We start from the raw sequence: 13,821 nt of genomic DNA, 5'->3' as shown, positions 1-13,821 counted from the left end.
CAGGTTCTGTTGGTCGGCGCGGGGCCTGGTCCTGTCGATCTGATGACGGTCCGGGCGATGCGTGCGGTCCGGGAGGCTGGGGCTCTTTTGTACGACGCCCTGTGCTCGGAAGAGGCGGTGGCCTTGGCGCCGCCCGGCTGTATTCGGATCCAGACCGGAAAGCGCGCTGGGCAAACCCAGCATGACTCAGAGCGACATAAACCGGATCATGCTGCGCCTGGCGCGCCGCGGACTGCGGGTGGTGCGGCTGAAGGGAGGAGACCCGTCGATCTTTGGCCATGTCGGCGAAGAGTCGGCTTTCCTCAACGCCCATGGTGTCACGCCCGAAGTAGTGCCCGGCGTCACGGTGGCCTGCGCTGCTGCGGCCCAGTTTGGGTTCCCGCCGACGCATCGTGGATAAGCGCGGCGGGTGGTCTTCACGACGGCTCGGGTTGAGAACGGTGCGATGGCGCATGATTGGCGCTCGGGCGCCGATCCCGAAGCGACCATTGCGGTCTACATGGAGGGGGGGCGAGGCGGCGCCCGATCTCGCGAAAGCTCTGATCGCTGCGAGGCGCGCAATCCCAACGCCTGTGGCCATGATCGAACGGGCTGGCGCCGCCCACGCACGACTGACCACGACATCCCCAGGTGCGCTGACGTCAGGGCCGATAACGACGAATGGCGGCCCTTTGCTCATCGTCGTCGGCGAGGTCGTCGCCCAGGCGCAAGCCCGAAACGCCGGTGACTGCTTTCGGGAGCGCGCATCGTGAACGCGCTTACCGCTGACTCGCTTGCGCTCATGACGCACTACTTGTCCGCCGAGAATAGCCTGTTCGACTTCGAACGCGAGGCCTCTGGATCTTTGCGCCGCACCCCGATGGTAGTGCGCTTCAAGTTGGATCGCGTCGGGTTGCAGCTCTTCCTCCAGCAGTGGCGTCAACTCAAGCCGGCTGAGCGCGCGCGGCGGTGCTCCAGCTCTGTGAGTCATTCGAAGAGGTCTCGGCTTATCGTCCCCGATTGATTGCGGCTCTGTTGGCTCAGGCTGATCAGCCGCCGGAGCTGTTCTCACCAGACCCCTCGCCAGACTGATCTGGCCCGGAGGTCGTCGCCGACAGGGTCACGGCTTGGTACGTGGGTCCTGACCTTTAATCCCCCGGGTCGGCGTGCTAGGCGCGCCTGTCGCCGCCACAGCATTTCACCATGACCAAGCTCAGCCGCTCGGGTCACAAGAACGATAGTTTTCTTGTCGCGATGGTCGAGTTCGGGCTGCTAGAGGCGCCTTATGGATAAGTATCGCGTTTCGCGTTCGGTCGTTTGGTTCTGGATCGCTGGGCTGGCGCGGGGCGACGAGCCCCCCGGACGATGATCCGACCTTGATGTTGGCTCGATCATACCGGCGGTTGCGGACGCTCCTCAGTGCTTCGAACACTAAACTTGCATCGTCGCGTGACACATTTCTAACGGCAACCCGATGGTTCGGCGCGCCTGCTGATCCAAGGTTCGACCATGTGTGTTAGTGCTTCCGGATCACGGCTTGAGCGCCGTCCTTGACCTTCCACTTGTAGAAGGTCGCCGAGCTGAGCCCATACTTGCGGCAGAGGTCCGCCACCTGCACGCCCGCTTCCTGCTCACGCAGGATCCCGATGATCTGCTCTTCCCTGAACCGTGATCGCTTCATCTGTCCGTCCGTTGGTCAGGGCGGACTCTAGTTATTTCTGGAGGAGTTTTAGGGGAGCATGTCACTGCCGCCGGCATCGTGATCGGCAAACTCACCGATCACGATGCGGTAAAGTTAGAGCAACTCGTACGCAGGAATCGTCAGGAATTCTTCCAGACCGTCCGACAGTACCATCCTAGTGAAGATATGCGCGGCATCCTCCAGGCGTGGTGAGGCGAAATCCCGCCGAAGGTCGATCATTTCCTGGGTGAACAGGCTGACGAACAACTCGGGGGTCAACACGCGGCCATCGTCAAGCGCGGCGCCGAGGCGGACCCACTGCCACAGTTGCGTGCGGCAGATTTCGGCGGTGGCTGCGTCCTCCATCAGGTTGTAGAGCGGCACCGCGCCGCGACCTTCGATCCAGGCCTGGGTGTAGCGGACGCCCACCCGAATGTTTTCGCGGATGCCGGCCTCGGTGCGCGAACCCTCGTGCAACTCCAGCATCTGGGCCTGAGTGATCGAGAGATCGTCAAGCTTGCGGTCGCGCTGGTTCGGCGTCGGCATCAGGCGGTCGAAGACCTCCATGGCCACCGGAACGAGGTCGGGGTGCGCCACCCAGGTGCCATCATGGCCGGCCCCGGCTTCCCGCTCCTTGTCTGCGCGCACCTTGGCGAAGGCCGCTAGGTTGGCGGCCTCGTCGCCCTTGACCGGGATCTGCGCCGCCATGCCGCCCATCGCGAACGCGCCACGGCGGTGACAGGTCTGGATCAGCTTCAGCGAATAGGCGCCGAGGAACGCCTTGCCCATCACCATGGCCGAGCGGTCCGGCGTCAGGAACTCGGCGCGGCGGCCCAGGCGCTTGATGAACGAGAAGATGTAGTCCCAGCGGCCGCAGTTGAGGCCCACGATGTGGTCCTTCAGCTCGTAGAGGATCTCGTCCATCTCGAAGGCGGCGGGGATGGTCTCGATCAGCACCGTGGCCTTGATCGTGCCGACCGGCAGGCCAAGCACCTCTTGGGCGCGGACGAACACGTCATTCCATAGCCGGGCCTCAAGATGGCTCTCGAGCTTGGGCAGATAGAAGTACGGGCCCGAGCCTTGGGCGATGGCGGCCTTGGCGTTGTGGAACGCGTAGAGGCCAAAGTCGAACAGGGCTCCGGCCACGGCCTGACCGTCGACCTCGACATGGCGTTCCATCAGGTGCCAGCCGCGCGGGCGGATCTTCAGCACGGCCGGGGTTGGCCCCATGGCGTAGGCCTTGCCCGACTTGGCGTCGACGTGAGTCAGTTCGCCTTGCCAGCGGTCTTTCAGATTGATCTGGCCTTCGACGACGTTGGCCCAGGTCGGGGCCGTGGCGTCCTCGAAGTCGGCCATGAACACCTTGGCCCCGCAGTTCAGGGCGTTGATGATCATCTTGCGGTCGACCGGCCCGGTGATTTCAACCCGGCGATCGAGCAGGTCGCTGGGGATGGCTGCGACCGTCCAGTCGGCGCTGCGGATCGATGCGGTCTCATCGAGGAAGTCGGGCAGTTCGCCCGCGTCAAAGCGCGCCTGGCGCGCTTGGCGGGCTTCCAGCAACTGGCGACGACGCGCGTCGAAACGACGGTGCAGGTCTGCTACGAAAGCCAGGGCTTCAGGGGTGAGTACTTCCGCAGCTCGGCCTTCAACGGGACCGGTGACCTGGATGTTGGCGGCGATGTCGAGCGGCATGGGAAGCTTTCCGTAGGGTGGGATCGGCTCCCCGGAGGTCCGGGGAGCCGTCATCGGGACTCTGGTCGGTTCTTGATGGTCAGGCGCTCTTTTCGGCGCCTTTTTCACGAACGGTCGGGACGATCTGATCGCCCCAGTTGCCCGCGCCGTCATGATGGCGCGAGGTGCGCACCAGCTCCACCGAATAGCCGGCGGCGATGGCGCGACGCACGGCGTCGTTCAGGCGGTGCGAGGCCTCGGCGAGCCGTTCGACGGCGCGCCTTTCCTCATCGGCGTCGGGCATGGTGGCGGGAGAGAATGCGGTCATGGCTCTGCTCCTGGGCTTGATGTGTCCGGCCTATTCGGCCGCGAACTGGTTCATGGTGTTGGCGTGGCCGCCGGCCTTCAGGGCGCGTTCGCCGGCGACCATCTCCTTGAAGGTGTCGCCGAGATCCGAGCCGACCTCGTGCTGGTGCTTCACGGCTGACACGCCGCGGCGGATTTCCTCGCGCTGCACCGTGTTGACGTAGGCCTGCATGCGATCCTCGCCGAAGTAGCCCCGCGACAGCTCGTCCACGCTCTTGGCGGTCAGGTGGAAGGTCGGCAAGGTGATCAGGTTGTGGAACACCCCGGCGCGGGCGGCGATGTCGACCTGAAAGCGGGCCAGACGCTCATCGGCCTCGCGGCCCAGGTCGCTCTTGTCGTACTCGGCCGACATCAGCGCATTGCCGTCCGGGTAGCTGTCCTTATGGATCTTGCCCTCGGCGATCCACTGGTCGCGCACCTGCTTGCGTAGATTGAGCGTCCAGTTGAACGACGGCGAGTTGTTGTAGGTCAGCTTGGCGTTCGGCACGACCTTGCGGACCTCGGCCACCATCGAAGCGATCTCGTCGACATTCGGGGTGTCGGTTTCGATCCACAGCAGATCGGCGCCGCCCTGGGTCAGGTTGGCGATGCAGTCCTCAATGACGCGCTGGCGGCCGGTGCCGTCCTGGAACGCGAACAAGCCGTTGGGCATGCGCACAGGCTTGACGAAGGCACCGTCCTTCATGATCGCCAGCTCGCCATCGCGCAGCGGGTTCTCGGGCGTGATGGGCTCGGTCTTCAGCCACTTGATGTAGTCGGCGGCCAGATCGCCTTCGCCCTGGCTGACCGGGATCTTCTGGGTCAGGCCCGCGCCCAGGCTGTCGGTGCGGGCGACGATGACGCCGTCGTCCACGCCCAGTTCCTCGAACGCCAGGCGGCAGGCGCGCAGCTTCTCGATGAAGTCTTCGCGCGGCACCGTGACCTTGCCGTCCTGGTGGCCGCACTGCTTGGCGTCGCTGACCTGGTTCTCGATCTGCAGGCAGCAGGCGCCGGCCTTGATCATCTCCTTGGCCAGCAGGTAGGTGGCGTGCTCGTTGCCAAAGCCCGCGTCGATGTCGGCGATGATCGGCACGACGTGGGTCTCGAAGTTATCGATCGCCTTGATCGCCGCCTGCTCGGCGACCTGATCACCGGTCTTGCGCGCGGCGCGCAGGGTTTTGAAGAGGTCGTTGATGGCCACTTCGTCGGCCTGGCGCAGCGAGACGTAAATCTCCTCGATCAGGTCGACGACCGAAGTCTTCTCGTGCATCGACTGGTCGGGCAGGTGGCCGAAGCGATTGCGCAGGCCCGCGACCATCCAGCCCGACAGATAGACATAGGCGCCCTTGGTCGTGCCGCGCAGGCGCTTGACCGCCTTGATCATCTGCTGGGCGTGGAAGCCCGACCAGCAGCCCAGCGACTGGGTGAACTTGGAGCTGTCGCGGTCGTACTCGGCCATGTCGGCGCGCATGACCGGAGCCATGGCGCGGGCGATATCCAGGTGGGTGTTGAAGGTGTTCTGCAGCTTCAGCTGGATGATGTCGTCGACGTCGACGCCGCCCGGCGTGACGCCTTGCGGGTAGCGCTTAAGCAGGGTGTCGCGGAGTTCGGCATAGGTCTTGCGCTGCGTCATGGTCGTTCGATCCCACTACAGTGGCCGAGGCGGTGAAGCCTTGCGGGTCCAGGAAAACTCGTGATCGAGAGCTAGCGCTGCGCTGCGGGATCGGTCGAACCTATTGAAGGCAAATTGTCAAAGATCGACTTTGTAATTTCTGTAAAGTTATGACAAATTGACGAAATGGCGGCGCTCGACAAGAAGCAGAACGACAAGAAGCTATTCCTCGGCGGACGGCTGAAACGGCTGCGGCGCGACTTGGGCGTGACGCAGGCGCGTATGGCCGAGGAGCTGGGCGTCTCCGCCAGCTATCTGAACCTGCTCGAACGAAATCAGCGGCCCGTGACGGCGCAGATCCTGCTGCGTCTGGCCGACGCCTACGATCTGGACCTCCGGAGCCTGTCGGCCGACGATCCTGGCGGCGGGGCCGGGCTGGAGGAGGTCTTGGCCGACCGGATGTTCGCGGACCTAGCCGTGTCCCGACACGAGGCGGCCGAGGTCGCCGAACTGTCGCCCGGGATCGCCGAGGCGATGTCGCGACTCTATCGCGCCTATCTGGATCGCGGCCGCCTGATCGATCTTGGCGCGTTCGAACGCCCGGACGGCGCGGGGCCGGCCTCGGATCTGTCGTCGCCGACCGACTGGGTGCGCGATCTGGTCGGCGCGCAGCGCAACCACTTCGCCGAGCTGGAGGCCCTGGCCGAGTCGATTGTCCGGCAGTTGAAGGCCGACCCGCAGGACCTGGGGCCGGCGGTGCGCGAGCGTCTGCAGAGCCGGTTCGGCGTCCAGACCCGGATCATGCCCCTCGAGGTCATGACCGGCTCGTTGCGCCGCTACGACCATCACCGCAAGCGACTGATGCTGTCCGAAACCCTGGCGCACGCCAGCCGGACCTTCGGGATGTGCTACCAGCTGGGTCTCATGGAAGGCGGGGAGGTGCTGACCGAGCTGACCGACCGCTTCAAGGCGCCCGATCGCGCCACGCGCCAACTGCTCAAGGTGTTCCTGGACGGCTATCTCGCTGCAGCGATCATGATGCCCTACGAGCCTTTTCTCGCGGCCATGGAAAGCAGCGGCTACGACATCGAACGCGTGCGCTCGCGCTTTGGGATCAGCTACGAGCAGGCGGCCCAGCGGTTGACCACCCTGGGGCGCGCGGGTTCGCGCGGCGTGCCCTTCTTCATGATGCGGCTGGACGCGGCCGGCAACATCTCCAAACGCTTCGCCGCCGGTCCCTTCCCGTTCTCGCGCTTTGGCGGCGCCTGTCCGCGCTGGAACGTCCACGATAGCTTCAAGACCCCCGGCCGGATCGTCACCCAGGTGATCGAGACGCCCGACGGCGAGCGCTATTTCACCCTGTCGCGTACGGTGCGGCGCACCTCGGGCCTGCAGGCCGGGCTCGAGGACGAGCTCGTGGTCGGTCTCGGTTGCGAGCTGAAATACGCCAGCAAGCTCGTGCATGCGCGGGGCCTCGACATCGCCAATCCCATCGCCGTGGAGATCGGACCCTCTTGCCGGATCTGCGAGCGCCCAGCCTGTCCGCAGCGGGCGGCGGCGCCCATCAACCGGACCCTGATGGTCGAGGAAACCAGCAAGGCGCTGTCACCTTTTCCGTTCGTCCGGTAGCGAAGCGCCCGGCCATCACGCCGGGCGCTTCTGAGTTTAAGCTAGTCCTTCCAGTCCGGCAGGGCGGCCAACTGGGCCTTGGTCAGCTTGGTGCGGACGATATGGTCGTCGTGATCACCCGGTTCAGGAGCGACCGACACGTCTGCAAGCGCCACGACGACCTTTTTATCCGGGCCCATGCGGTCGATCTCAAGGACGACCGCCGTTGGCTTGCCGGCGGTGTCGAGTAGGACATGCTCGACTTCGCCTGCCTTGCGATTGGCCGAGTCGATGACGTCGGCGTCCTCGATCTGGCCCACAGTGAACACGCCCTTGGCCGCCTGGGTCTCATTGCGGGCGATCGTAGTCTGAGCCAAGACGCTGGTGGCCAAGGCGGCGAACGACAGTCCCAGAACAATGCTCTTCATCGGCTTACTCCTTGTGACATGGGCTCAACTAACGTGAGCCACGCGGCACGGTTGCGCTCCAATGAACAAGGATCCGTCGTTGGAGCACTTGCGCGGCTCTCAAGGTCCGCCTTCGCACCTGACACGCCGCTGACGGCTCGACGCGAGTTTGTTGAAGGTCCTTGTTCTGTGGAGGCGCCAATTCAGCCATGGCGCAGCGCCGCCGCAGAAGTCCCGTCATTCACTGTCGAGAACGGGATGGGCCTTCGCGGATAGCCTCGTTGGTCGGTCGACGACACTTCGACCTTGCAGCAACAGTTATCCTTGAGATCTACCGTGTCTGAGCCATCCGCATATAGCTTGGTCAGCATGGGTTGGCGGTAGATCGGCTACCTCTGAATAGAGCGCTTCCTGACCGCTAGCGTGGACGTAAAAGGACTTGTCACGCCCAGGGGTTGAGCGGAAGATGTTCGTGTTGGCGTGGGGCGTTGGGCCTTGATCGCGAGTCGAGGCGGTTACGGGGGCGTGAAGGTTTCGGGGCAGGCGGCCGATGGCTCGGTCGCGTCGGCGCATGAGCGTCTGGCGCGCGAGGGCGGTTTTCAGTTCGACCATGCTGTCGTCCCGCCACCCAAGGTTCCCGGTTGGTTGGCTTGGTTGGGCGAGGCTTTGAAGGCCGCTGCGCCGGTGCTCAAGGTCGTGTTCTGGATCGGCCTTGCGGCGCTGGCCGTGCTGATCATTGTGGCGATCGTTCGGGAAATTATCCGGCTGAAGGCGCCGCCGGCCCGCGCCGAAGGCCCCGAGCTCACGGCTGATCCTGTCTGGAGGCCGGACGCCGCCGCGGCCCGCGACCTCCTGTCGGCCGCCGATCAATTGGCCGGAGACGGACGCTTCCTGGAGGCGGCGCACCTGCTTTTGCTGCGCAGTGTCGAGGACATTCAGAAGCATCGACCCAAGGCCCTGCGTGTGTCCTACACCGCGCGGGAAATCGCCCTGCTGCCCGCCCTGCCGGACGCCGCGCGATCCGCCTTCGCCGGGATCGCCGGCGTCGTCGAGCGCGGTCTGTTCGGCGGTCGGCCCGTAGACGCCGAGGACTTCGCCGCCTGCCGCGCGGCCTATGAGGCGTTCGCCCTACCCGAAGGGTGGGCGCGATGAGCGGGCGTGGCGCGACGGGCGCGTTTTCGCCGATGGCGATGATCGTCATCGTGCTGGTGGGTGTGGTCAGTCTGGCGGGCCTCGGGGTGCTGTCGGCCTATGCGCCCGAGTTGAAAAAGGGCGACAACGGGGGCGCGCACGCCCTGTCGCGTTCCTCGGTGGGCTATGCTGCGACGATGCGTCTGCTGCAGACCTCAGGACGCGGCGCGCTGGTCGGCCGAGGGCCCCTGCCGGCCTCGGCGGAGGAGGGGCTGCTGGTGCTGACCCCGGCCCTGGGCGCCGGCGCGGTGAACCTCGAGGACTTCGATCATCTCGGCCCGAAGCTGGTCGTGTTGCCCAAGTGGGCGACGATGGCGGATCCGAACCGTAAGGGCTGGGCGGTGGCCACCCGTATCGTCGACGGCAAGACCAGCCTGGCGGTGCTCCCCGCCGACCTGCGCAAGGGCCTGACGCTCCGCGCGCCCCCGCCGGAGGTCGGGCCTCTACGCCTCTACCGTCCCAACGGACAGGCCTTCGGCCGTCAGCCCTCGGTGCGCGCGCCGCGCAGCCTGGAGGGGAAGGGCTGGACGCCGGTGCTGACAGACGAGGACGGTCGCATGGTCCTGGCCATGCACACCGAAAGCCAGACCTATGTCCTGGCCGAACCCGACCTTGTGAACACCAGCGCGCTGAAGACGCTGGAGGGCGCGCGGACCGCCGTGGCGCTCTTGGACCTGATCCACGCCAAGGACACCCCGGTGGTGTTCGATGCGACGCTGCACGGCTTCGCCCGGTCGCGCAGCCTGCTGCGCCTTTTGCTGGAGCCGCCGCTGGTCGGGGCGACCCTGGTGCTCGTCGCGCTGGCGGGGTTGGCGGGGCTGCAGGCCGGCGTGCGCTTTGGCCCCGCCCTCAAGCCGCGCCGCGCCGTGGCGCTGGGCAAGCTGGCGCTGGCCGACAACACGGCGGGCCTGATCCGCCTGGCGGGGCGCGAGGCGCGCATGACGCCGCTGTACGCCCAATTGATCCGGGCCTCGGCCGCCCGCGCCATCGGCGCGCCGCGCGGGATGGATGATCCCGCCCTAGACGCGTTCCTCGACCGCGTCAGCGTCATCGTCGGCGCGTCCAGCACCTTCACCGCGCTCGCCGAGCGCGCCCGCGCCGCCACCGTCTCGGACATGATGCAGGTGGCGCGCGACCTACACCTTTGGAAGCAGGAGCTGATCCGTGGACGGCAATAGGATGAACGTCGGCGACGTGGGCGTGCTGGCCGGGCGGATTCGGGCCGAGATCGGCAAGGCGGTCGTCGGCCAGGACGAGGCGGTGAACCTGCTGCTGGTGGCCCTGTTCGCCGGCGGCCACGTTCTGCTGGAAGGTCCGCCCGGGACGGCCAAGACTCTGCTGGCCCAGAGCTTCGCCCGCAGCGTCGCCCTCGACTATGGCCGCATCCAGTTCACTCCCGACCTGACGCCCGGCGACGTGATCGGGGCCAACCTGTTCAACTTCCAGACCTCGACCTTCACCCTGACGCGCGGTCCGGTGTTCTGCGAGCTGCTGCTGGCCGACGAGATCAACCGCACGCCGCCCAAGACCCAGGCGGCCCTGCTGGAGGCCATGCAGGAGCGGCAGGTGACGATCGATGGCGTCTCCCACCCGCTCAGCCCCCGGTTCACGGTGGTGGCGACCCAGAACCCCATCGAGCAGCAGGGCACCTATCCGCTGCCGGAGGCGCAGCTGGACCGCTTTCTGTTCAAGCACGTGCTGGACTATCCCAGCATCGAGCAGGAGCGGGCGATCGTGGTGGGACATGGTCAGCGCACGGGCCAGATGGATCCCGCCGCCTTCGGGGTGGAGCCGGTTCTGGATCGCGAGGCGATCGATGCGGCCGTCGCCACGGTCGCGCAGGCGCGACTGACCGATGAGGTGGTCGGCTACATCGTCGATCTGGTGCGGGCGACCCGCGACTCCACCGATATCGAGAGCGGCGCCTCGCCGCGCGCCGGCGCCATGCTGGCGGTGGCCGCCCGCGCCGCCGCCGTGCTCGACGGCCGCGACTATGTCGTGCCCGACGATGTGAAAGCCCTGGCGGTTCCGGCCCTGCGCCATCGCCTGATCCTGTCGCCGGCCGCCGAGATCGAGGGCCGCAAGATCGATCAGGTTCTCAAGGGCCTGATCGAGCGGGTGGCGGCGCCCCGGTGATCTATCCCACCCGCCGCGCCGTGATCGCCATGGCCGCCGGCCTGCCGCCGGCGCTGCTGGTCGGCGTGCTGGTCCCGGCCGGCTGGCTGACGGGCTTGGCGTGGATCGGCCTAGTCGTCCTGGTCCTGGTGGCGGACGCCCTGTCGGCCGCCTCGCGCGGCGGCCTGACCCTGGAGCCGACCGACACGCGGGCCTTTTCCGTGGCGCGGCCCGGTCAGGCGCGGTTCGTCGCGACCTTCGCGCCGGCGCGCACGCCCTCGCGCGCGTTCGCGGCGCTGGAGGCCGACGAACGGCTCGGGCTCGCGAGCGCCTTCGTCGACGCCCCGGTCGAGGCGGGCGTCGCGCGGTTCGCCTTTCCCCTGACGCCCGAGCGGCGCGGAATGGGCAAGCTCGCCCGGCTGTGGGTGCGCTGGACCGGTCCGCTGGGCCTGGCCTGGAAGCAGAAGGTCTTTGACCTCGATGTCGACGCGATGGTCGGAACCGATCTGGCGGGCGTCCGCGAGGAGGCTGTGAAGATGCTGGCCCGCGACGCGGCGATCGGCGCCAAGACCCAGATCGAGCGCGGCGAGGGTTCGGAGTTCGAGGCGCTGCGCGAGTTCAGGGTCGGCATGGACCGGCGCGCGATCGACTGGAAACAGTCGGCTCGGCACATGCAGTTGCTGGCCAAGGAGTTCCGCACCGAGCGCAACCACCAGGTCGTGATGGCGATGGATTGCGGCCGGGCCATGTGCGAGCCCGTCGGCGGGGCGCCGCGCATCGATCGGGCGATCCACGCGGCCCTACTGCTGGCGCTGGCCTGTCTGCGCTCGGGCGACCGGGCGGGCTTCTTCACCTTCGACGCCGCGCCGCGACTACTCACGGGCGTGGTCGGCGGGGCCGACGCCTTTGGTCAGTTGCAGCAGGCCGCCGCGCGGATCGACTATTCGACCGAAGAAACCAACTACACCCTGGCGCTCAGTCATCTGGCCGCCAAGCTGGGGCGTCGGTCGCTGGTGGTGGTGTTCACCGACTTCACCGATCCGACGGCCGCCGAACTGATGATCGAAGCTTCGGCCAGGCTCCTGACGCGGCATCTGGTGCTGTTCGTGGTCATGCAGGACGAGGAGCTGGAGACCATGGCCGCCGCCGACCCCGCCGAACCGGCCGACGTCACCCGCGCGGTCGTCGCCGCCGGCCTGTTGCGCGAGCGTGAGGTCGTCATCGCCCGCCTTCGCCGGCTAGGCGCCCATATTGTCGAGGCCCCGGCCGCCCGGATCGGTCCGGCGCTGATCAACGCCTATGTCGACCTGATGCGGAGGGAGCTGCTGTGATCGAGGTCAAGGTGGATCCGCGCCTCAAGAGCCAGCGCTTCCGCCAGGAGCGCGAGGCCGACTGGCGGCGCCTGGAACGGCTGATCGGCAAGGTCGAGAAGGGCTCGATCGCCGATCTGTCCGACGAAGACCTGCTGGCCGCCCCCGTCCTGTACCGGTCTGCGCTGTCGGCCCTGTCGGTCGCCCGCGCCACCTCGCTGGACCGGGCGCTGATCGCCTATCTGGAGACCCTGTGCGCGCGCGCGTACTTCTTCGTCTACGGCTCGCGCGAGACCCTGAGGGGGCAGCTCAAGAGCTTCTTCGCGGGCGGCTGGTCGGCGGCCGTGCGCGGACTGTGGCGCGAGACCCTGGTCAGCGCGGCCCTCATGGCGCTAGGCGTGGCGATCGCCGCCTGGCTCGTCGGGCATGATCCGGACTGGTTCTACGCCTTCGTGCCCGGCGAACTGGCGGGCGGACGCGATCCAGCCGCCACGACCGAGGCGCTGGCGGCCACCCTGGGCGGCAAGGATGCGAGCGGGCTTACGGTCTTCGCCACTTTCCTGTTCACCCACAACGCCCAGGTCGCGCTTCTGGCCTTCGCCCTGGGTTTTGCGCTCTGCGTCCCGACGGCGGGTTTGGTGCTCTACAACGGCGCGATGCTGGGGGCTTTCCTGGCCCTGTTCGCCAGCCGTGGCCTGGGACTCGAGCTCGGCGGCTGGCTGCTGATCCATGGCGTCACGGAGCTGTTCGCGGTGATCCTGGCCGGCGCGGCCGGGCTCAGGATCGGCTGGGCGGCGGCCTTTCCCGGCGAGCGGCGGCGCCTCGACGCCCTAGCCGAGGCGGGCCGTCACGCTGCGGCGGTGATGGGCGGGGTGGTGGTGATGCTGTTCCTGGCCGGCCTGCTCGAAGGCTTTGGCCGGCAGCTGATCACCGACACGGCGGCGCGCTACGGCGTAGCGGCGGCGACCGCCCTGATGTGGGGCCTCTATTTCTACGGACCGCGTCGTCATGGCTGAAGCCAAGTTGACCCGCGCCTTCGTCACGCCCGAGGGCGTGGATCTGCGGCTTGAGCTGGGCGAGGCCGGTCAGCGGGCCGGCGCCTTCCTGCTGGACGCGGCGATCATCATCGGCGTGCTGATCGCCGCGACGCTGCTGCTGGGCTTGCTCGGGATCGGCGCGATCGGCGCCATGGGCCGCGGCGGCGGCGAGATGATGGCGGTGATCTGGCTGCTCGGCTTCTTCCTGCTGCGCAACTTTTACTTTGTCGGCTTCGAGCTGTCGGCGGCGGCGGCGACGCCGGGCAAGCGCGCCATGGGCCTGCGCGTGGCCGCCCGCGACGGCGGCCGTCTGCGTCCCGCCGCCATCTTCGCCCGCAACGCCATGCGCGAACTGGAGGTGTTCCTGCCGCTCAGCATCCTGCTCGCGCCCCAGGGCGACGGCGGCGTCGAGAGCTGGGCGTATCTGCTGGGCTTCATCTGGGCGGGGATCTTTGTGTTCTTTCCCCTGTTCAACGCTGATCGCCTCCGGGTCGGCGATCTGGTCGGCGGGACCTGGGTGGTGCGCACGCCCAAGCAGAGCCTCGTGCGCGACATGGCCGATGACGGCGCCGAGCGTCTGGCGCGCTACGACTTCACTGAGGCCCAGATCGACGCCTACGGCGCCAAGGAGCTGCACGTGTTGGAAGACGTGCTGCGTCAGCGCGACCGCAAGACCATGCGGGCCGTCGCCGCCCGCATCGCGCGCAAGATCGACTGGACCCTCGGCGCGATCGACGACGATCACGACTTCCTCAGCGCGTACTACGCGGCCCTGCGCAAGCGGCTGGAGGCGCGGCTCTTGATGGGCGTGCGACGCCGCGACAAGCACGACGTCTGAGCCGGAGCGTCAGAGCATTTTTGAACG

At 67.2% G+C, this 13,821-nt stretch carries 12 protein-coding genes and 2 pseudogenes; 9 read left to right on the top strand and 5 right to left on the bottom strand.

Translation table 11 applies throughout. The features are described from left to right. The first annotated feature begins 42 nt into the window (after positions 1–42). A pseudogene (gene cobA, locus ACT53N_RS02160) lies at positions 43–752 on the top strand (uroporphyrinogen-III C-methyltransferase). Between the two features lie 29 nt (positions 753–781). After that, positions 782–1,003 (top strand): nitrate reductase associated protein, encoded by a 222-nt coding sequence (locus ACT53N_RS02155; RefSeq protein ID WP_476062664.1) that lies wholly within the window; start codon positions 782–784, stop codon positions 1,001–1,003. A gap of 507 nt (positions 1,004–1,510) precedes the next feature. Here ACT53N_RS02155 and ACT53N_RS02150 read toward each other — a convergent pair. The 4 genes and pseudogenes from ACT53N_RS02150 to ACT53N_RS02135 form a co-directional block, all read right to left on the bottom strand. After that, positions 1,511–1,660 (bottom strand): annotated as a pseudogene (locus ACT53N_RS02150) (transposase); the annotation flags it as partial. Between the two features lie 114 nt (positions 1,661–1,774). Beyond that, positions 1,775–3,352, bottom strand: coding sequence for a malate synthase A (aceB, locus tag ACT53N_RS02145; RefSeq protein WP_476062343.1), 1,578 nt, complete (start codon positions 3,350–3,352; stop codon positions 1,775–1,777). Positions 3,353–3,431: 79 nt separating this feature from the next. Continuing rightward, the gene (locus ACT53N_RS02140; RefSeq protein ID WP_476062342.1) at positions 3,432–3,659 is read right to left on the bottom strand and encodes a hypothetical protein; all 228 of its coding nucleotides are present in this window, start codon (positions 3,657–3,659) and stop codon (positions 3,432–3,434) included. 30 nt (positions 3,660–3,689) lie between these two features. After that, complete coding sequence (locus tag ACT53N_RS02135; protein ID WP_476062341.1) at positions 3,690–5,309, bottom strand: isocitrate lyase; 1,620 nt, start codon at positions 5,307–5,309, stop codon at positions 3,690–3,692. Positions 5,310–5,474: 165 nt separating this feature from the next. On the opposite strand from ACT53N_RS02135, the gene ACT53N_RS02130 reads away from it, so the two are divergent. Further along, positions 5,475–6,917 (top strand): helix-turn-helix domain-containing protein, encoded by a 1,443-nt coding sequence (locus ACT53N_RS02130; protein WP_476062340.1) that lies wholly within the window; start codon positions 5,475–5,477, stop codon positions 6,915–6,917. A gap of 41 nt (positions 6,918–6,958) precedes the next feature. Here the strand turns inward: ACT53N_RS02130 and ACT53N_RS02125 are convergent, their stop codons facing one another. Then, entirely contained in the window at positions 6,959–7,324 is a 366-nt protein-coding gene (locus ACT53N_RS02125; protein WP_476062339.1) for a PRC-barrel domain-containing protein, read from the bottom strand. Between the two features lie 504 nt (positions 7,325–7,828). Here ACT53N_RS02125 and ACT53N_RS02120 point away from each other — a divergent pair. From ACT53N_RS02120 to ACT53N_RS02095, 6 genes are read left to right on the top strand one after another with little or no spacing between them, the layout of a single operon-like run. After that, a complete protein-coding gene (locus tag ACT53N_RS02120) occupies positions 7,829–8,455 on the top strand; it encodes a DUF4129 domain-containing protein (protein WP_476062663.1) in 627 nt (208 codons plus the stop codon). Beyond that, positions 8,443–9,672 carry a hypothetical protein gene (locus ACT53N_RS02115; protein WP_476062338.1) on the top strand — a complete coding sequence of 410 codons (1,230 nt, stop codon included), beginning with the start codon at positions 8,443–8,445 and terminating at the stop codon, positions 9,670–9,672. The genes ACT53N_RS02120 and ACT53N_RS02115 overlap by 13 nt, the downstream gene beginning before the upstream one ends. Next, complete coding sequence (locus tag ACT53N_RS02110) at positions 9,659–10,630, top strand: AAA family ATPase (RefSeq protein ID WP_476062337.1); 972 nt, start codon at positions 9,659–9,661, stop codon at positions 10,628–10,630. The genes ACT53N_RS02115 and ACT53N_RS02110 overlap by 14 nt, the downstream gene beginning before the upstream one ends. After that, complete coding sequence (locus tag ACT53N_RS02105; protein ID WP_476062336.1) at positions 10,627–11,940, top strand: DUF58 domain-containing protein; 1,314 nt, start codon at positions 10,627–10,629, stop codon at positions 11,938–11,940. Before ACT53N_RS02110 ends, ACT53N_RS02105 begins: the two co-directional genes overlap by 4 nt. Then, complete coding sequence (locus tag ACT53N_RS02100; RefSeq protein ID WP_476062335.1) at positions 11,937–12,935, top strand: stage II sporulation protein M; 999 nt, start codon at positions 11,937–11,939, stop codon at positions 12,933–12,935. Before ACT53N_RS02105 ends, ACT53N_RS02100 begins: the two co-directional genes overlap by 4 nt. Further along, positions 12,928–13,794: an RDD family protein gene (locus ACT53N_RS02095; RefSeq protein ID WP_476062334.1), complete on the top strand. Its 867-nt coding sequence runs from the start codon at positions 12,928–12,930 to the stop codon at positions 13,792–13,794. The genes ACT53N_RS02100 and ACT53N_RS02095 overlap by 8 nt, the downstream gene beginning before the upstream one ends. Positions 13,795–13,821 lie beyond the last annotated feature (27 nt).

The sequence above is a fragment of the Caulobacter sp. DMC95 genome (assembly GCF_056313785.1).
Note: the sequence above shows the minus strand (reverse complement) of the source record. Positions and strands in the feature narration are given on the sequence as shown.